Here is a 15,446-nt window from a genome sequence, read left to right as displayed (position 1 = left end):
CAGGATCTGTGGTGGCTGCGCTGCCTGTGAACACCCCGGAAAAACTGTGGGAGCGAGCTTGCTCGCGATGACGGCGGCACAGCCCCCCCCCGACGCTAACTGAGCCACCTTCATCACAAGCAAGCCCCACCTCCCCAGTTTTTTCCTCATTTACGCGGAACCGCCCATGGCATGACCACCACTCACATCGTGAACATGCCTAACCCAGAGGAACCGCCCATGTCTTCCACCGATGCCGTCCAGCGCCGCCTCGACACCTACTTCCAACGCGCGACCGACAACGTCAACAACGCTGCGATGAACGCGGCAGAAAGTCAGTCGCTCGACGACATGCATTCATTCCTGACGAGCATGAACGGCATGTCCGTGGCAGTGAACGCGGCGACTCAACAGACCACGGCCCATCACAACCTCGCCAAGGCGATCATCGATGCAATGCCATGAGCTGCGAACACAGCTCACCCGCTGGAGCGCCAGCGTCGATGGCCCGGAACGCTTCAGCCTTGTCATCGACGATGGCGAGGCGACCTTCAGCAAGCTCGACGAGGCCGTGCTGGTATCGGTCGAGCTGACTGTCCCGATGACCCATGAGGTGCTTCTGGAAGACCTGCTTCGGCTGGCGCACCCAAGCCTATCGCGATTCCCCGGCGCGCTGGCCCGTTCGCCGCAGGACGGTCGTTTATGGCTGCTGACGCAATTGGCGCCGGACGGGCATATCGACGACCTGATCGAGGCGCTCGAAGCCCTGCTCAACCAGCGTGACACCTGGCAATCCATTCTCAATAAAGACCAACGTGCCGTCGCAGCGCCTGTGGCGCGACGCCTCTCGCACTCTCACTTGCTCGGAACAGGAATCCGCCATGCCTAACAGGTGGCTTATACCGTACCGCTCGATGACCGCAGGCAAGGTACACCTTCGCCAGTCGATCCCACGCCGCTGGGCGACACCTGCGCTGGTCGCACTGGCATTGGCCGCGCTTGGCGCGGGCATGCCGGCACAGGCGGCCATACCGACCGACTGGAAGAACACGCCTTACGCCTACGACGCCCAGGGCACACCGTTGGCCAAGGTACTCGGCGACTTCGCCAATACCTTCGCGGTGCAACTGGTGATCGATGGCACGGTGAAAGGCACCGTCGACGGGCGGATGCGCGCTGAAAGTCCCCAGGCGTTCCTCGACAGGCTCGGCCTGGAAAATCGCTTCCAGTGGTTCATGTACGGCAACACGTTGTACGTCAGCCCCTTGCAGAACCAGGACTCCACGCGCCTGGAAGTGTCCGCCGATGCCGTGCCGGACATGAAGCAAGCCTTGACCGACATCGGCCTGCTGGATCCACGCTTCGGCTGGGGTGAATTGCCCGACGAAGGCGTGGTCCTGGTCTCCGGCCCGGAACGCTATGTGCGTCTGGTGACGCAGTTTGCCGAAGCACGCAAGACCCCCGAGGAAAAGCAGGAAGTGATCAGCTTCCCATTGCGCTATGCCACCGCCGCCGACCGCAACGTCAAGTACCGCGGCGAAACACTGGTCATTCCCGGGGTCGCCAGCATCCTGAAAGGTTTGCTGGAAAGCCGCAGCGCCGTGTCCGGCGGCATGCAAACGGCCTCGCCCCAGGCATCGTTCCAGAACATGCAGGCCCAGCAATCGGCGACCATGGGCAACATCGAACAGTTGGCATTGAACGGCATGGGTCGCCCGAACACCAACCGCGTACCGTCCGGCGCGAGCGGCGGTGGAGGCGGCCGGGGCAAGATCCGCGTCGAAGCCGACGTGCGCAACAACGCGGTGCTCATCTACGACGCGCCCAAGCGACGGGAAATCTACACGCCGCTGATTCGCGATGTGGACGTCCCGCGCAAGCTGGTGGAGATCGATGCGATCATCCTCGACATCGACCGCACGCAACTGGCCGAGTTGGCCTCGAACTGGAACGTCGAGAGCGGCGATCTGATCGGTGGGGCCTCGATGATTCGCCCCGGAGCCAGCTCGACGGTGTTCATTCAGGACTACGGTGATTTTTCCGCGCAACTGCGTGCCCTGGAAGGCCGCGGCCTGGCCTCGGTGGTGGCGAATCCATCGGTTCTGACCCTGGAGAACCAGCCGGCGGTCATCGACTTCAGCCGCACCGAGTACATCTCCGCCATCGGCGAGCGCGTAGCCACCGTCGAGCCGATCACGGCGGGCACCAGCCTGCAGGTCGTGCCCCATGCCATCGAGACCGGGGGCCGCAACCAGATCCAGATGTCCCTGGACATCGAAGACGGCCGCATCGAGCCCTCGGAGGTCGGCCAGCAGACGCCCAGCGTGCGCCGGGGCGTGGTCAGCACCCAGGCTGTCATGGGGGAAAGCCGGTCGCTGGTGGTCGGCGGCTTTCATACCGAAGAGACCGGTGACAACCTCGAACGGGTGCCGTGGCTGGGCCGCATCCCGCTGATCGGGCCGCTGCTGTTTTCCTCGACCACGCGCGAGACCAGCCGTCGCGAACGGGTCTTCATCCTGACGCCCCGCCTGATCGGCGACCAGGTCGACCCGGCCCGCTATATCTCCGCCCTTGACCGCGAGCAGGTCGACAGCGCCATGGCTCGCCTGGAAGAGCGTCGCAACGGCACCCGTCCCGTCGGCCGTATCGAAGTCAGCGATGTGCTCGCCCAGCTCGCCGACGGCAACATTCCGGCCACGTTCAAGCAGGCTGCGTCGATTCCTTATTCGCCCGACACATTGTGCGCACTGCAACCCGGGCTATCCCTGGATGCCGCACGGGCGCAATGGTTCGCAGGCCCCGATTACGGCATCGCCGTGGGCGTGGTGCGCAACGACGGCCAGCGGCGGCTGCGCTTCGACGAGGCGAGCTGCGGCAGCCGCTGGACCCTGGCCACCTCCGCCTGGCCGAAGGTGTGGCTTGAGCCTGGCGAGGAAACGGAAGTGTTCGTGGTCATGAAACAACCCACGCGCACGCCCGGCGGCGAGCGCCCATCTCTCCTGCAAACCAGCGCGAGGACCTTGCCATGAGTCGCACGTCACTGCTGCTCGTTTTATTGCTGAGCCTGCCGGTGTTCGCCGGCTGCGCGAACCGCTCGGGCTGCCAGGGCGAGGCCTGCAGCCGGGCCGAACCGGACAACGGTCGACTGGTGATCTGGTGGTCGCCCGGTATGCGTGGCGGCCTTGGCTCCCCCGAACACCCACTGGACCATACGGTCGTCCCATTGGAGAACTGAAACGCTATGTCTTTTTCGGTACACAGCGTGAGCACTCGCCAGGCCTTCCAGAAGAACATCATCGCCGGCATCGCGACGTATTGGGAAATAGCCCCGGGCATTGAATTCTGTCTGCGACGCGAGCCTCACAGCGTCGGGCTCGTCTTACAGATAGAAAGCCAGGCGCTACGCGCAAACCAGATCCAGCATGCGCTGGAACGGCGCTTCGCCCACCCGACCGACTACGCGCAGCTGTTCGTATTTCTCGATCCGCAGCGAGCGCTCGTGGTCTGGCAGGCACTGCCCGACGCGCCGCTGTCCACTGAGCTGCTCGATGAAATCCAGTCCCGTCAGCTATCGCTGCTGGGCCTGGAAGACCTCGACGATTATTCGGCCACTTATTGAGGGCGATGCTGTTCACTCAGGAACAACGCTGAACCCGTGGCCAGAGATTCATCCAGAAACTTTATGAGGGAGGTTTTCCATGACTGTCGCACCGCTTGCCCAGCGCTTGATCTCGGCCCTCGCGCAACACCTGCATGCGGACTTGCAGCTGGAAGGTGGCGTATGTGCGCTGTATGACACGAGCAACCGCGAGGCCGTGGTCATCGAGCTGCCCGATCACGGCGACGTCGCCATCCTTCATTGCTCGATCGATGTACCTGCCCACGCCCCCGGCCTGCACAAGCGCTTGCTGGAGCTCAACTTTCGCTTGGATCTGCTCGGTGGCAGCTGGCTGGCCCTGGACGATAAGAGCAGCGTTCGCCTGTGCGCCCATTGCCCGCTGGCGATGCTCGACGAAGCGCGGTTCTGCCATTGGATCGTGGGCTTCATCGCCCAGGTCGGCGAGGTTCGTGCACGCTTGGCGGTGCCTGCGACGCCGGGCGGACCTCGTCCGACCTCGCTCAACACAAGCCGTACCCGACTGGGCTAGATGGCCATAGAACAAAAGTCGATAAACCCATGGCTAGAGGTTGCTCCCGCTGGGCTGCGTAGCAGACCATTTTTTGTGAGTGCTTCGCACTCAAGCGGGAGCAAGCTCCCTCGCCACAGGTTCATCATTTTCCCCAGATGGTCAGCATTGGAGATGTTTATCGAAGCTTCATCGCCTCTCCACCCTCCTGCATGACTTTCCTTGCGCTGTCCATGAAGCCCTTGGTCACCTCGGTCACCGTATCGCTCATCAACTTGGCCATGTCGGCAGAGCTTTTAATCAGCATCAGGGCGCTCTGGCGCTCTTCCATCTGCATCTGTAGACCGAACTGCTTTTCCATCGCCTCCTTTTGACGGGTTTCCATCTCGCTCATGAAAGAGTCCTGAGTGCGCGATGCCGGAGTGGCGTTGGACGTTTGCGCGTCATCCAGCGGTTGAGCTTCATTCGGCGCCGCCGCATGGTTGGCGTCCCGCGTTCGGGTACGGCCACGCTCACGCTGATGCACCGGAGGTGGCGTCGAGGAGGAACGTCCCCGTGTGTGCAGGCTTTGGCTGCCCTGGCGCTGCTGCGCCTCGCGGGGCCGTTGGTTCAGTGAGGGTGAGCGCGATAAGCTGTCGATGCCGTGCAGGGCACCTGTGCCCCTTATGGGGGTCGTCAGGGAACGTTGATCAGGCATGGGAAATCCTCCACGAGTCGGTGTGTGGTGAGCACTGTCGGCAGGCCGGTATCGGCCAGACGAGCCTGGCTCACTACCTGAGTGGCGAGCGCGCGTGCATCGGTTCCATCGACCTCAACGCAGGTTCAATTCCGGAATCTCGATCACCTCGCCCTTGGCCTCGTCATCCAGTTCGCGCAGCACCCGATAAATGTGCGCAACCGCCTGGAGCGTTTCCCGGGGGATATACCCACCGACGTCTTCGCGGTAGATCGTTCGTGCCAGCCAGATGCACTGAATGACCGGGACCCGCGCCGCCTTGGCCCGTTCGATCAGCGCCCGGGCCTCGGCATCGACGCCTTTGACGATCAGTTGCGGCAGCGGCGTTTCCTCGGGGCGATACAGCAGCGCGACGGCAAAGTGGGTGGGGTTGACCACCAGCATGTCGGCGTCCTCCACCGGCTTGGTCTCTTTGCTGACGGGCTGGTCGACCAATTGCCGGGCCAGGCTGCGGCGATGCATTTTTACGTGCGGGTCGCCTTCCATTTCCTTGAACTCCTTGCGCACCTCCTCCTCGCTCATGCGCAGGCGCTTGGCGAAGAAATATTTCTGCAGGCCGAAGTCGAGAATCGCCAGCACCAGCAATACGCCCAGGCAAACGTGCATGATGTGTCGAAACAGGCTGGCCAACCCGCGCCAGTAACTGTGCAGGTCGCCGTTGACCAGACTGATCAACGAGCCGAGTGCCGGCAGGGTCACCAGATAAATCACGCTGCCGATAAACACGGCCTTGACCAGCCCCATGAACAGGTTGATCAGCGCCTGGCCGGAGAACATCTGCTTGGCCTGGTTCATCGGGTTCAAGCGGTTCGGGTCAGGCTGCAGGGCTTCGGGAGCGAACAGGAAGCCGAACTGTATCCAACCGGCCACCAGGCGCGTGACGATCGCCAGCCCCACGGTCATCAAGGTGAAATTGAGCAGCACGCCACCGGCATGGGCCAAGGTCTCCTCGAAGGCCCGTACAAAGTCGACATCCAGCCGGTGCAGCGGGAACGCCACCAGGTCTTCCAACGCCTGCATGCTGTCGTCGGCCTGGGTCAATGCCACTTCAGTGATCGCAGCGAGCACCAGCAGGCTGCTCAAGTCCTGGCTCTGGCCGACCTGGCCTTTGTTGCGCGCGTCGCGAATCTTCTTGGGCGTCGCCCGCTTGGTCTTTTCACCACTGTCTTCGCTCATGGGCGAAGCCCTCCTTCAGGGCGCCTGCAACAACAGGTGAAGCAGATGCCGGATTTCGCCATAGCGGCCAAGACGGCCCGTCATCGCATCCCACAGGGTGGGCAAGTAGAACAGCAGGAAGCCCAGGCCGATCAGGCTCTTGGCCGGCATGGCGAGCACGAACACCTGCAATTGCGGGCTATACAGGCTGAGCAGCGCCAGGCTGAACTCCACCAGCAACAGCAAGCCGATAAAGGGTGCCGCGTAGAGCATCATGTGCATGAACATTTCGGCGAGCAGCCCGAGAAACACGCCGAAGCCGTCCGCGCCAGGCAATGGAAACCAAACGGTGGGCGACCACACCAGGTAGCTGTCCCAGATCACCTGGGTCAACGTACCAATGCCCAGGGTGGCGACCAGCAGCAGGATCGTCATCTCCTTGAACAGGTGTCCCAAGGGCGTGGTGTCGGTGCCGAGCGCCGGGTTCAACTGACCACCGATGAGCGCGCCGCGCTGGTTGTCCAGCAAGGCGCCCACCGATTCGTACAACCAGAACGGCATCGCCAGCAGCACCCCGAGCAAGAAACCCAGCACCAGTTCCTTGAACATCAACCCGGCCAGGGACAACCAATTGACCTGGGCGTCGATCAGCGCCTGGCGAATGCCGGGCGCCGGCAACATGCCCAGGGCAAACACCACGGCATGGCGCGGCAAGCCTCGCAGGTGCTGGAAGCAAAACACCGGGACCAGGTAAGCGACCGGGTAGATGCGCGCCATGCCGAGCGCGATCGACAGCAGCAAGTCGAAGTACGGGACGAAAGCCTGGGCCGTCATCAGGTGTTGGCCATCATTTCGAATGCCCGGCGCAGCAGTCCCAGCAATTCCACGCCGATCCAACGGCCGGTGACCAGCAAGGTCAGCCCGACCGCCACCAGCTTGATGCCGAAGGGCAAGGTCTGGTCCTGGATCTGCATCAAGGCCTGCACCAGGGACGTCAGCACACCGACGATCACCGCCACGATCAAGGGCGGCGCGGAGAGCAGGACCACCAGCAACATGCCTTCCTTAAACAACGTCAGCGCGTCCATCGCACGTCCTCAAAGATAGGAATAGAAGAGGCTGTCGAGCAATTGCGTCCAGCCCTGCACGAGGACAAAAATCAGCAGCTTGAGCGGCAATGAAATGGTCATGGGCGCGACCATCTGCATGCCCAGCGCCAGCAGCAGGTTGGACACGATCAGGTCGATGACAATGAACGGGATGTAGATCAGGAAGCCCATCTGGAAGCCGGCCTCGAGCTCCGACAGCATGAAGGCCGGGATGAGCAGCATCAGGTCGTCGCGACTGGCCTGCTCGGCGCGTTCCTTGGGCCACATCCGCTGGGTGTTTTCCAGCAGGTGGGCGAGGATGTCCGGGTTGGTATTGCGCGACATGAACGCCTGCAACGGTTTTATCGCGTTCAGAGCAGAACCTTGCAGCGCCTCGGTACTGCTGAAATCCAACGGTCGCTCCTTCAGCTCTTCGGCGATGTTGTGACCGACCGGCGCCATGATGAACAGCGTCGCGGCCAGCGCAATGGCATACAGCGCCATATTGGGTGGCACCTGCTGTACGCCGATGGCGTTACGGGTGATCGTCAGCACGATGGCTATCTTGAGAAAGGCGCTGCAGATGATCAGCAGCAGGGGGACCAACGAGATCCCACCGATGAACAGCGCCAGCAGAAAGGGGTCGACCCCCTGGAAGCTCATCCAGCCACATCCACGCGAGCGATTTGCAGGCCCAGCCGGCCATCGACCTCGACCAGCTCGCCATGGGCCAGGGCTCGTTCGCCATAGAACAGCGCCGCTGTTCCCGGTGTCGCACCCTGCACTTGCAACACCGCGCCAGGCGCCAGGTTGCGCAGCTCGCCCAATGTCAGGTTCAAATGACCGCAGCGGATCGTAAGCGCCAGCGGCAGGTCGTCGAAGCGCTCGGGCAGATCGGCAGCAACCGGCTCCGTCATCGGCGCCTCCTCGGTTTCAGCGACGCCATAGGCTGGCTGATCGGCCGCCTCGGGGGCTTGGGCCTCAGGTTCGTAGCGGGCGGTATCGTCCCAGTCCGGTGTCAGGATGTCGGTGTCGGCAGTGGTGCTCATAACGGTCTCCTCCAGAGCGAGCAAGGTCAGGCGCAACGGCGCGGCACGGCTGTGTACCCGCACCTGCAAACAATGCCGGCCCAGGCGAATCAGCCCTTGGCCGGATGAGTCGAACAAGGCGGTTTCCGGCACCAGCACATCACCGGGGCGCAGCGTCGCCAACTGCCCGGCAGGCAGTGCCAGGCGTCCCAGTTCCAACGGAACATGCAGCGCAAAACCCGCGAACCCGGGCGCGCTTCGCCGCTGCCAAGGGGCGGCGCGAAGCAGCCCCAGCAGGGTCGTCCCGGGCATTTGCAGATGACTCGTGACGCGGGCCGCGCCCACCCTCACGTCGAGCCGGCAGACAATGCCCGGCACGGCAGGCTCGGCCGTTGGCTTGAGAAAGCCGAATGCCAGGCGCAGGGGCTCGCTCAGGGTTTGCTGGAACAGCGACCAGAACCACGCGTCATCCGGTCCGGGGTCGGCGGGCAAGACCACCGGACATTCACCGAACAGGCTGAGTACGGCGCCGGGCTCATCCAGCGTGAAGACACCATGGGCACACGCCAACACACACGGCGCCCCCCCAGCCGCGCCACCCGGGGTCAGTTCCAGCAGGCCCGTCTCACCCGCCACCTCGAAGGGCAAGCTGACACCGATCCCCAATAGCCGCCGGGCAGTGGCGTCCTCGATACCAACCGGCGGCAGCGTCAATGCATGGACGGTCATGTCGCGCTTGCCTCTTCTTCCTGCGCTACGCGCACGCTCACTGGTTGGCCCAGGCTCTGGGTCAGCGCTTCTTCGAGACGGCCGGATCGACTCGATAACCGCGCCTGTGCGTCTGCACTTTCGCCGGTCAGGCCGATGTCCCACCCGGACGCCCCGCCCAGCCGGCGGGCGGACACCTTGATGCGGCCCAGATTGGGAAGGTGCAGCAGCAGGTCCAGTTGCTGGTCGAGCGTGGCGCGCAAGCGTGGCGTGAGCTGGTCGACAAACGCCTCCACTTCGCTGCTCGAAAGATTCACCAGGCCCGCCAGCGAACCAGTGCCTGCGGTGTCATCCTGCGTGCCGCCCCGTGGCGCATCGGCCCACTGGCGAAACCAGTAGCCGTCACTGCGCCCTGCCATCACGTCGGGGTCGCGCCCGGTTGCAGGAGCAGAGTCGCGCGCCGCCGGACGGATGGCCCGGCTCACCTGGGCGGGCGGTTGCTCATACGCCCGAGGCGGATGCCGGACGGGCGCTGCCGAGGGGTTGCTGTGCGGTGTCGGCCCACCGCGCACGGTACGTTCATTCATCGCTTGGGGTCTCCACCCAGTGCTCCATCATTGCGCTGAGCTTTTCCAGATCACGTCGGCGCCCTTGTAGCCGCTGCTGGGCGGCGGCCGTGTCCTTTGCCTGCTGCGCCTGCTCATCGTCCAGTGCCTGCAACGCCCGCGCTTGCTCGGCCAGCTCGCCGATCAAACGACGCTCCTGGGTACTCCAGGCATTGAGTTCGCACACGCTCAGCGCCCGGCCACGGTGCTCGCCGTACAACGCTTCGCGCTGCAGCGCCTGCTCCTCGCTGGTCGCCTGCATGCGCGCCCGCGCGGCGACAACCGCGGCTTCGCGCTCGCGCAGAAGCTCGCGCTGCTGGCGCCACGCCCGCTCGGCCTGCGCTTCACGGTGGCGGCGAATCGGCGCCAGGGTGTCCAGATCAACCCGGGACATAAGCGGTCAACTGCTGCAGATGGGCGAGCGTCGACGCAAACGGCTCCGGCTCACGCAGGTCCTGGCGCAGGAAGGCGTCCAGGGCCCCACGGGACTCCACCGCCAGGTCGGTCAAGGGGTCGGCGCCGGCCTGGTATTCGCCCAAGCGCAACATCAGTTCGATTTGTTCATAGGCCGACAGCAATCGACGCACATTGATGCCCGCCCGCAGGTGCTCTGCCTCGGCCACGTTGGCCAAGGTTCGCGAGAGGCTGGCCAGCACGTCGATTGCCGGGTAGTGGCCGCGCTCGGCGAGCTTGCGCGACAGCACGATGTGACCGTCGAGCAGCGACCGCACTTCATCCGCCACCGGATCGTTCATGGAATCCTGCTCGATGAGCACCGTATAAAACGCGGTGATGGCGCCCTCGTTGGTCAACCCGGCGCGCTCGACCAGGCGCGGCAGCAAGCTGTAGACCGACGGTGGCAGGCCGCCGCGCCCCAACGGCTCGCCGGCGGCCAGACCGATTTCACGTTGGGCCCGGGCGAAGCGGGTCAGCGAATCGATGAGCAGCAGGACCCGCTGGCCCCGGGCACGAAAGCCCTCGGCCAAGGCCGTCGCGGTAAACGCCGCACGGGCCCGTTCCATGCTGGAGCGGTCGGAGGTGGCGCACACCAGGACCGCACGGGCACGCAGTTCATCATCCAGCTCATGGTCGAGGAATTCGCGCAGTTCGCGCCCACGCTCGCCGATCAGGCCGAAGACGATGACATCGCAGTCAACGTTCCGGGCAATTTCCGCCAGCAGCGTGGTCTTGCCACAACCGGCGCCGGCGAACAGCCCCACACGCTGGCCTTCGCCGAGTGTCAGCGGGCCGTCGATGGCCCGTACGCCGGTCATCAAGGGCCGTTGGATACGCGGGCGCGCGGTAGGTGCCGGGGCCTCGCCAATCACCTGCGACGCGTGCAGCACGTGCGAATCGGCGAACGCTCCCGCGCCGCCATCCACCAGTGGCCGGCCGAAGCCATCCAACACCTGGCCCAGCAACTGCGGCCCCACGCACACCCGATGGGGCATGCCCAGCGGCTCCACCGCCGCACCGACCCGGACACCCTCCAGGCCGCCCAAGGCGCTGAGCAAGGCATCGTGCTGGTCGAAGCCGACGATCTCGGCGAGCAGCGGTTCGCGGGCGTCGCGCTCGACCCGGCAGAGGTCGCCGATCTGCGCCCCCGGCAGCCGGCACTGCAACAGGATGCCGCTGACCCGCTGCACCCGTCCGCGCACCATGACCGGCGCGAAGCGACGCAGGTGCGCCAGTTGCCCGGCCTCCCAGGCCTCCAGTCGCACGATGGCCGCCTGCGTCATCACCACGTGACCTCGTAGCGTTGGTCACCCTCGAAGGTGACTTTGCCGCTGTCGATGGCGGTCAAGCGCAGGCCATCGATCTGGTCGCCCAGGAACAGCCGACGTCCATCGGCCGTAACCACGTGGCCACGCTTGCCGCCCACGATCTGGGCGATCTGGAACGGCAACTGCGTCAGTCGCTCCTTCACGTTGGCCGTAATCCCGATTGGTGTCTCGTAGCGATCGTGGAAACGCTCGATCAACCGCTCGACCATCGCCAGGCGTGGGCGCGGCAGCTCGCCCACCAGGACCAACTGGTCGCCCTGGTTCTCGACCCGCACGCCGGCGCCCAGATCACGTTCCTGCAACATGCGATCGAGTTCCAGGCGGACCGCCTCGACATTGTCCAATGCCACTTTGTTGTGCTTGAGCTGCTGGGCCGGGCTGCGCGTCGCGGTCTGCGCCGGCTGGCTGGTAAAGGCCCAAGCGCTGGACGCAACGGTGATCACCGCCGCAGCGATTGCCAGGCGCTTGGGCCACGATGGCCGCACGACGGGTTTCGGGGTTTCCCGCGCCGTCGCCAGATGCGCAGCGTCATCCAGCGCCGCCTCTTCGGGCCAGGGCTGATCGGCCGGGGCCAGACACAGCCAGACGCCTGCCACGGCAAACGGGGCATTGCTCTGCAAGGGCTCGGCCGGCGTCCAAGGTTGGCCCTGTCCATCACAAACCGCACCCTCCAGCAGCTCCAGCAGCCATTGGCCCTGCACCTGCCGCAGGCCTACGTGACGCCCGCAGATGCCCGGATCGTAAAGCGCCAGGTCGGCATCCTCCGCCGCCCCGACCACCCATTGCTCGCCCACCAGCGGCAACGCCGCACCTCGGTGCAGACCACTCAAGACACGCAGTTCGAACATGGCCAATTCCTCAAGGGGCGACAGACGTTCGCCCACGCTCCGGTTGTACGACGGGGCACCGGCGGTACCCGTCCTCTGTCATAGCCAGGCCATCGACCGCACCTGGATTTGCATCGTTACCTAGTGGCTGCGCTGCCGGTGCGCCAAGGCCGACCGTCACGCGGCATCCTCCACCTGTAGTTTTTCCTGCTCGACGTCAAAACGTCCCAGCACGATGACCTGGGCGTTGCTGTGCAACTCGCTGAAGGCGAGCACGGGCACGTGATTGAATTCGTCGCGCAACAAATCGCGCAGCGGTGCCCGCAGGTCTTGCGCCACCAGCAGCACGGCCACGCGCCTGGCGCGCAACGGGAAGCCTTCGCGCAACTGCATCACCAAGGCGCGGGTATGCAGGCTTTCCAGGGCAAAAAAAGTTTCCGTCTGGGTCTGGCGCAGCGCGTCGCGCAACAGGCCTTCGGTTTCCGGCGTCAACAGCCACACGTGCAGGCCGTCTTCATCGCGGTACTGGTGATAGATCTGCGACTTCAGGGCAATGCGTGCGTAGTCGGTCAGCGCACCGACGTCACGCTCGTGCTGCCCATGTTCGATCAGGGACTCGGCGATCAGACGCACCGCGCGCAGCGGGACACCTTCGCCGGCCAGGCGCTGGAGCACGGCGGCGAAACGGGCCAATGGCATGGTTCTCTGCAGCTCCTGCACCAGCTCTGGCTGGCCCGCTTCGAGCCAACTGAGAATCGACTTGCTCTCCTGAAGGCCCAAGAACTGCGGGCCCGTGGCGAACATGGCGCGGCTCATGCGTTCCACCAGCAATTCGCCGGCCGACACCGCCTCCACGCGCTCGTCCGCCAACAGCGGATCGTCAGGCGTCAGCCATAGCCACTGGTGCTCGTCACGCACCTCGCTGCCGACCTGCCCGTCACGGGCTTCGAACGGCAGCGGCCCGCGCGCCACGGCAACACGCTCACCGAAAGTTGCCCGCAACATCGGCACCTCGTGCACGCAGAAGCGGAACTCGTCGTCCTCCAACAGCGCGCTGTATTCGATCTCAAAGGGTGGCAAGGTCAGGCCAAAACCGGCCACCAGGGCATTACGTTTCTTGCGGATCGCCTGGATGACGTCCTCGGCCGCCGCGTTGCCTTCCATGGCTTTGGAAAACTGCAAAAGATAGGCACGGGTCGGGTCGAAGCTGCGCAGGTCTTCCGCGCCGTTCTGTGCCGGGGCGACGACATCCGCTGGCTGGTCGCCCTGACGGGCCTGCCGGGCGCGCGTGTACAGCTGGAGGATGCCCGCGGTGCCGGTGATCAAGGCGATGACAATGAACACCAACGTCGGCATACCGGGCAAGGCCGCAAAGCCGAGCATTCCCACCGACGCGATCACCCAGGCCTTGGGCTCGGCGGTCAACTGCTGGGCGATTTCCTTGCCGACGCTACTACCTGCCGGCTGCCCTTCCGGCGAAACCCGGGTGATGATCATGCCGGCGGTGAGGGAAATCAGCAGTGCCGGAATCTGCGCGATCAGGCCGTCACCGATGGTCAACACGGCATACAAATGCATCGATTCGGACGCGCTCATGTCGTGCTGCATCATGCCGATCGAAAAGCCGCCGATGAGGTTGATCACGACGATCACCAAGCCCGCGATGGCATCGCCCTTGACGAACTTCATCGCCCCGTCCATCGCACCGAACAGCTGGCTTTCCTTGTTCAATTCCTCGCGTCGCCGCCGGGCTTCGCTGACGTCGATCAGGTTCGCGCGCAGGTCGCTGTCGATGGACATTTGTTTGCCCGGCAGCGCATCCAGGGTAAAACGCGCCGCCACTTCGGCGACCCGCTCCGAGCCCTTGGTGATCACCAGGAAGTTGACCACCGTCAGAATGAGGAAAATGACCAACCCGACCGCCAGGTTGCCCCCCACCACGAAATTCCCGAACGCCTGGACGATATGACCGGCGTCGCCCTGGAGCAGGATCAACCGGGTGGTGGCCACCGACAACGCCAGCCGGAACAGCGTGGTCAACAGCAGCACCGCCGGAAACGAGGAAAACGCCAGCGGGCGTGGCAGGTACAGCGAGAGCACGATCAGCAGGCAGGAAATACAGATGTTGATCGCGATCAGCGCATCGACCACCGAGGTCGGCAAAGGCAGGATCAGCATGAACACAATGCCCAGCACCACGAACGCCCCGACCACCTCGATGCGCCGCACCGCTTCATTGGCGACTTTGTTCAACAGGGCGATCATGAGCGCGCTCCAATCACCGGAACAGCGGTCTGGCTTCGGGGCTCGCCACGGGAACGCTCATCGAGCAGCACCAACAGATTCTTCAACGCGGTCTGTCGGCTTTTGCCATCACGCCAGAGGGGTAGCGGCAAACGCTTGAGCAAGGGATACAGGCCGTTCAGGGAGACCAGTTGGTCCCGCTCCTGGTCGCCCCCCAGTTCACGGCCGATGCGCCGTACTTCCGCCGCCGACAGGCCACTGCTGACAAACCCCAGCATGCGCTGGAGCAGCAACACGGCGGTGAGCTGGCTGGCCGGGCAACTGTAGGCCAACTGCTCCAGCAAACGGCGGCAGCTATGCAGGACACTGCCCAGTTGCGTCGAGGCCGCCAGGCCGATCAACAACGTGCGCAACAGGGCGGTAGGGCGTGAAGGCGTGTGTGCGGCGATGTCGTCAGCCAGTGCCCGGCGCATCATATCCAGCCCCGGCACGAACGCCGCCTCGCCGAACAGGCCAAGCAATGCCTGCATCATGGTGGGCAATGACTGCTTGAGCACCACGGTGTCGTAGTAGAGCCGCCGTACCGCCTGGCGCAGTTCGGGATCGCCGCCCGCAGCGCGCAATGCCTCGGCGATGTTCATGCCCGCCTGGATCTGCGCGCCATAACGCTCGCGCAATAACTGCAGGTAGTCGCGAGCACGCTGGGCTTCGACAAGACGCCCTTGCACCTCGGCATCGCGCAATGTTTGTTGCAGGATCAGGTCGGTACGGGCCGGGTCTCCACCGGTGGACTGCACCACCTCCTCAAGCACCGGCTCGCCACGCAACAACAGACCCGCCTGGGCGGCCATCGCGCCCAGGCTCTGCTTGCCTGGATGGCCGAGTTGGTCGTACCACTCCTCCAACTGCTCGCGCGTCTCGACCCGCACCTGGCCCACCTCGCTGCGGGCATTGCGGATGCGCCGCTGGCTCAGTGCCTTGGTATTGCGCTCCACGTGATGGCTGAAGGTCATGCCGACCTCCTCCATCGAATTGGACTGCACGGCCTGGAACGATTCGACAGGCTTGCCCATGCCCACGACGGCCGAAGCGGCCTGGGCAAGGTTGACGGCAATACGCGCATTGGTCGGGGCTTCTACTTTCATGATGGCCGTGAGCGTGGTTT

Annotated in this window: 18 protein-coding genes; 6 read left to right on the top strand and 12 right to left on the bottom strand. The window is 64.4% G+C overall.

The window, feature by feature from the left end:
* The first annotated feature begins 219 nt into the window (after nucleotides 1-219).
* The 6 genes from AC3A5O_RS04260 (at nucleotide 220) to AC3A5O_RS04235 (ending at nucleotide 4,127) form a co-directional block, all read left to right on the top strand.
* Nucleotides 220-444 (top strand): type III secretion protein, encoded by a 225-nt coding sequence (locus AC3A5O_RS04260; RefSeq protein WP_014340714.1) that lies wholly within the window; start codon nucleotides 220-222, stop codon nucleotides 442-444.
* Nucleotides 431-868, top strand: a complete 438-nt coding sequence (locus AC3A5O_RS04255) for a type III secretion system chaperone (RefSeq protein WP_122567439.1) — start codon at nucleotides 431-433, stop codon at nucleotides 866-868. The genes AC3A5O_RS04260 and AC3A5O_RS04255 overlap by 14 nt, the downstream gene beginning before the upstream one ends.
* Nucleotides 861-3,008 carry a type III secretion system outer membrane ring subunit SctC gene (sctC, locus tag AC3A5O_RS04250; RefSeq protein ID WP_122567440.1) on the top strand — a complete coding sequence of 716 codons (2,148 nt, stop codon included), beginning with the start codon at nucleotides 861-863 and terminating at the stop codon, nucleotides 3,006-3,008. The genes AC3A5O_RS04255 and sctC overlap by 8 nt, the downstream gene beginning before the upstream one ends.
* A complete protein-coding gene (hrpT, locus tag AC3A5O_RS04245; protein ID WP_122567441.1) occupies nucleotides 3,005-3,214 on the top strand; it encodes an HrpT family type III secretion system protein in 210 nt (69 codons plus the stop codon). The genes sctC and hrpT overlap by 4 nt, the downstream gene beginning before the upstream one ends.
* Nucleotides 3,215-3,220: 6 nt before the next feature.
* Nucleotides 3,221-3,598: a hypothetical protein gene (locus tag AC3A5O_RS04240; RefSeq protein WP_487752873.1), complete on the top strand. Its 378-nt coding sequence runs from the start codon at nucleotides 3,221-3,223 to the stop codon at nucleotides 3,596-3,598.
* Nucleotides 3,599-3,677: 79 nt separating this feature from the next.
* Complete coding sequence (locus tag AC3A5O_RS04235) at nucleotides 3,678-4,127, top strand: type III secretion system chaperone (protein ID WP_122567443.1); 450 nt, start codon at nucleotides 3,678-3,680, stop codon at nucleotides 4,125-4,127.
* Nucleotides 4,128-4,284: 157 nt separating this feature from the next.
* Here AC3A5O_RS04235 and AC3A5O_RS04230 read toward each other — a convergent pair whose 3' ends face one another.
* The 12 genes from AC3A5O_RS04230 to AC3A5O_RS04175 all read right to left on the bottom strand — a co-directional run bounded on the left by AC3A5O_RS04230 (nucleotide 4,285) and on the right by AC3A5O_RS04175 (nucleotide 15,426).
* The gene (locus AC3A5O_RS04230; protein WP_205929636.1) at nucleotides 4,285-4,803 is read right to left on the bottom strand and encodes a type III effector; all 519 of its coding nucleotides are present in this window, start codon (nucleotides 4,801-4,803) and stop codon (nucleotides 4,285-4,287) included.
* Between the two features lie 114 nt (nucleotides 4,804-4,917).
* Nucleotides 4,918-6,018, bottom strand: coding sequence for a type III secretion system export apparatus subunit SctU (sctU, locus tag AC3A5O_RS04225; RefSeq protein WP_122567444.1), 1,101 nt, complete (start codon nucleotides 6,016-6,018; stop codon nucleotides 4,918-4,920).
* A gap of 15 nt (nucleotides 6,019-6,033) precedes the next feature.
* Nucleotides 6,034-6,831 carry a type III secretion system export apparatus subunit SctT gene (sctT, locus tag AC3A5O_RS04220; protein ID WP_109752489.1) on the bottom strand — a complete coding sequence of 266 codons (798 nt, stop codon included), beginning with the start codon at nucleotides 6,829-6,831 and terminating at the stop codon, nucleotides 6,034-6,036.
* Nucleotides 6,831-7,085, bottom strand: a complete 255-nt coding sequence (gene sctS, locus AC3A5O_RS04215) for a type III secretion system export apparatus subunit SctS (RefSeq protein WP_003206603.1) — start codon at nucleotides 7,083-7,085, stop codon at nucleotides 6,831-6,833. The genes sctT and sctS overlap by 1 nt, the downstream gene beginning before the upstream one ends.
* Nucleotides 7,086-7,094: 9 nt before the next feature.
* Nucleotides 7,095-7,748: a type III secretion system export apparatus subunit SctR gene (gene sctR, locus AC3A5O_RS04210; protein WP_116833691.1), complete on the bottom strand. Its 654-nt coding sequence runs from the start codon at nucleotides 7,746-7,748 to the stop codon at nucleotides 7,095-7,097.
* Nucleotides 7,745-8,842 carry a type III secretion system cytoplasmic ring protein SctQ gene (sctQ, locus tag AC3A5O_RS04205; protein ID WP_122567445.1) on the bottom strand — a complete coding sequence of 366 codons (1,098 nt, stop codon included), beginning with the start codon at nucleotides 8,840-8,842 and terminating at the stop codon, nucleotides 7,745-7,747. Before sctQ ends, sctR begins: the two co-directional genes overlap by 4 nt.
* Entirely contained in the window at nucleotides 8,839-9,408 is a 570-nt protein-coding gene (locus AC3A5O_RS04200; protein ID WP_240998489.1) for a type III secretion protein, read from the bottom strand. The genes sctQ and AC3A5O_RS04200 overlap by 4 nt, the downstream gene beginning before the upstream one ends.
* A complete protein-coding gene (locus AC3A5O_RS04195) occupies nucleotides 9,401-9,820 on the bottom strand; it encodes a YscO family type III secretion system apparatus protein (protein WP_122567446.1) in 420 nt (139 codons plus the stop codon). Before AC3A5O_RS04195 ends, AC3A5O_RS04200 begins: the two co-directional genes overlap by 8 nt.
* Nucleotides 9,807-11,165, bottom strand: a complete 1,359-nt coding sequence (locus tag AC3A5O_RS04190) for a FliI/YscN family ATPase (protein ID WP_487752872.1) — start codon at nucleotides 11,163-11,165, stop codon at nucleotides 9,807-9,809. Before AC3A5O_RS04190 ends, AC3A5O_RS04195 begins: the two co-directional genes overlap by 14 nt.
* Nucleotides 11,165-12,058, bottom strand: a complete 894-nt coding sequence (locus AC3A5O_RS04185; RefSeq protein ID WP_122567448.1) for an FHA domain-containing protein — start codon at nucleotides 12,056-12,058, stop codon at nucleotides 11,165-11,167. The genes AC3A5O_RS04190 and AC3A5O_RS04185 overlap by 1 nt, the downstream gene beginning before the upstream one ends.
* 156 nt (nucleotides 12,059-12,214) lie before the next feature.
* Nucleotides 12,215-14,302, bottom strand: a complete 2,088-nt coding sequence (sctV, locus tag AC3A5O_RS04180) for a type III secretion system export apparatus subunit SctV (protein WP_487752871.1) — start codon at nucleotides 14,300-14,302, stop codon at nucleotides 12,215-12,217.
* Nucleotides 14,299-15,426 (bottom strand): TyeA family type III secretion system gatekeeper subunit, encoded by a 1,128-nt coding sequence (locus AC3A5O_RS04175; protein WP_122567450.1) that lies wholly within the window; start codon nucleotides 15,424-15,426, stop codon nucleotides 14,299-14,301. Before AC3A5O_RS04175 ends, sctV begins: the two co-directional genes overlap by 4 nt.
* Between the last annotated feature and the right edge of the window lie 20 nt (nucleotides 15,427-15,446).

The sequence above is a fragment of the Pseudomonas sp. Soil_N_39 genome (assembly GCF_057655955.1).
The sequence above is the reverse complement of the archived record's forward strand: the minus strand, read 5'-3'. Positions and strand labels throughout refer to the sequence as shown.

What these genes read in the sequence shown, in the direction of transcription:
- AC3A5O_RS04240 (WP_487752873.1), top strand. Translation starts at nt 3,221, where the DNA reads ATGTCTTTTTCGGTACACAGCGTGAGCACTCGCCAGGCCTTCCAGAAG.
- sctU (WP_122567444.1), bottom strand. Translation starts at nt 6,018, where the DNA reads ATGAGCGAAGACAGTGGTGAAAAGACCAAGCGGGCGACGCCCAAGAAG.
- AC3A5O_RS04195 (WP_122567446.1), bottom strand. Translation starts at nt 9,820, where the DNA reads ATGTCCCGGGTTGATCTGGACACCCTGGCGCCGATTCGCCGCCACCGT.
- hrpT (WP_122567441.1), top strand. Translation starts at nt 3,005, where the DNA reads ATGAGTCGCACGTCACTGCTGCTCGTTTTATTGCTGAGCCTGCCGGTG.
- AC3A5O_RS04175 (WP_122567450.1), bottom strand. Translation starts at nt 15,426, where the DNA reads ATGAAAGTAGAAGCCCCGACCAATGCGCGTATTGCCGTCAACCTTGCC.
- sctT (WP_109752489.1), bottom strand. Translation starts at nt 6,831, where the DNA reads ATGACGGCCCAGGCTTTCGTCCCGTACTTCGACTTGCTGCTGTCGATC.
- sctV (WP_487752871.1), bottom strand. Translation starts at nt 14,302, where the DNA reads ATGATCGCCCTGTTGAACAAAGTCGCCAATGAAGCGGTGCGGCGCATC.
- AC3A5O_RS04200 (WP_240998489.1), bottom strand. Translation starts at nt 9,408, where the DNA reads ATGAATGAACGTACCGTGCGCGGTGGGCCGACACCGCACAGCAACCCC.
- AC3A5O_RS04260 (WP_014340714.1), top strand. Translation starts at nt 220, where the DNA reads ATGTCTTCCACCGATGCCGTCCAGCGCCGCCTCGACACCTACTTCCAA.
- AC3A5O_RS04235 (WP_122567443.1), top strand. Translation starts at nt 3,678, where the DNA reads ATGACTGTCGCACCGCTTGCCCAGCGCTTGATCTCGGCCCTCGCGCAA.
- sctR (WP_116833691.1), bottom strand. Translation starts at nt 7,748, where the DNA reads ATGAGCTTCCAGGGGGTCGACCCCTTTCTGCTGGCGCTGTTCATCGGT.
- AC3A5O_RS04185 (WP_122567448.1), bottom strand. Translation starts at nt 12,058, where the DNA reads ATGTTCGAACTGCGTGTCTTGAGTGGTCTGCACCGAGGTGCGGCGTTG.
- sctQ (WP_122567445.1), bottom strand. Translation starts at nt 8,842, where the DNA reads ATGACCGTCCATGCATTGACGCTGCCGCCGGTTGGTATCGAGGACGCC.
- sctC (WP_122567440.1), top strand. Translation starts at nt 861, where the DNA reads ATGCCTAACAGGTGGCTTATACCGTACCGCTCGATGACCGCAGGCAAG.
- sctS (WP_003206603.1), bottom strand. Translation starts at nt 7,085, where the DNA reads ATGGACGCGCTGACGTTGTTTAAGGAAGGCATGTTGCTGGTGGTCCTG.
- AC3A5O_RS04190 (WP_487752872.1), bottom strand. Translation starts at nt 11,165, where the DNA reads ATGACGCAGGCGGCCATCGTGCGACTGGAGGCCTGGGAGGCCGGGCAA.
- AC3A5O_RS04230 (WP_205929636.1), bottom strand. Translation starts at nt 4,803, where the DNA reads ATGCCTGATCAACGTTCCCTGACGACCCCCATAAGGGGCACAGGTGCC.
- AC3A5O_RS04255 (WP_122567439.1), top strand. Translation starts at nt 431, where the DNA reads ATGCAATGCCATGAGCTGCGAACACAGCTCACCCGCTGGAGCGCCAGC.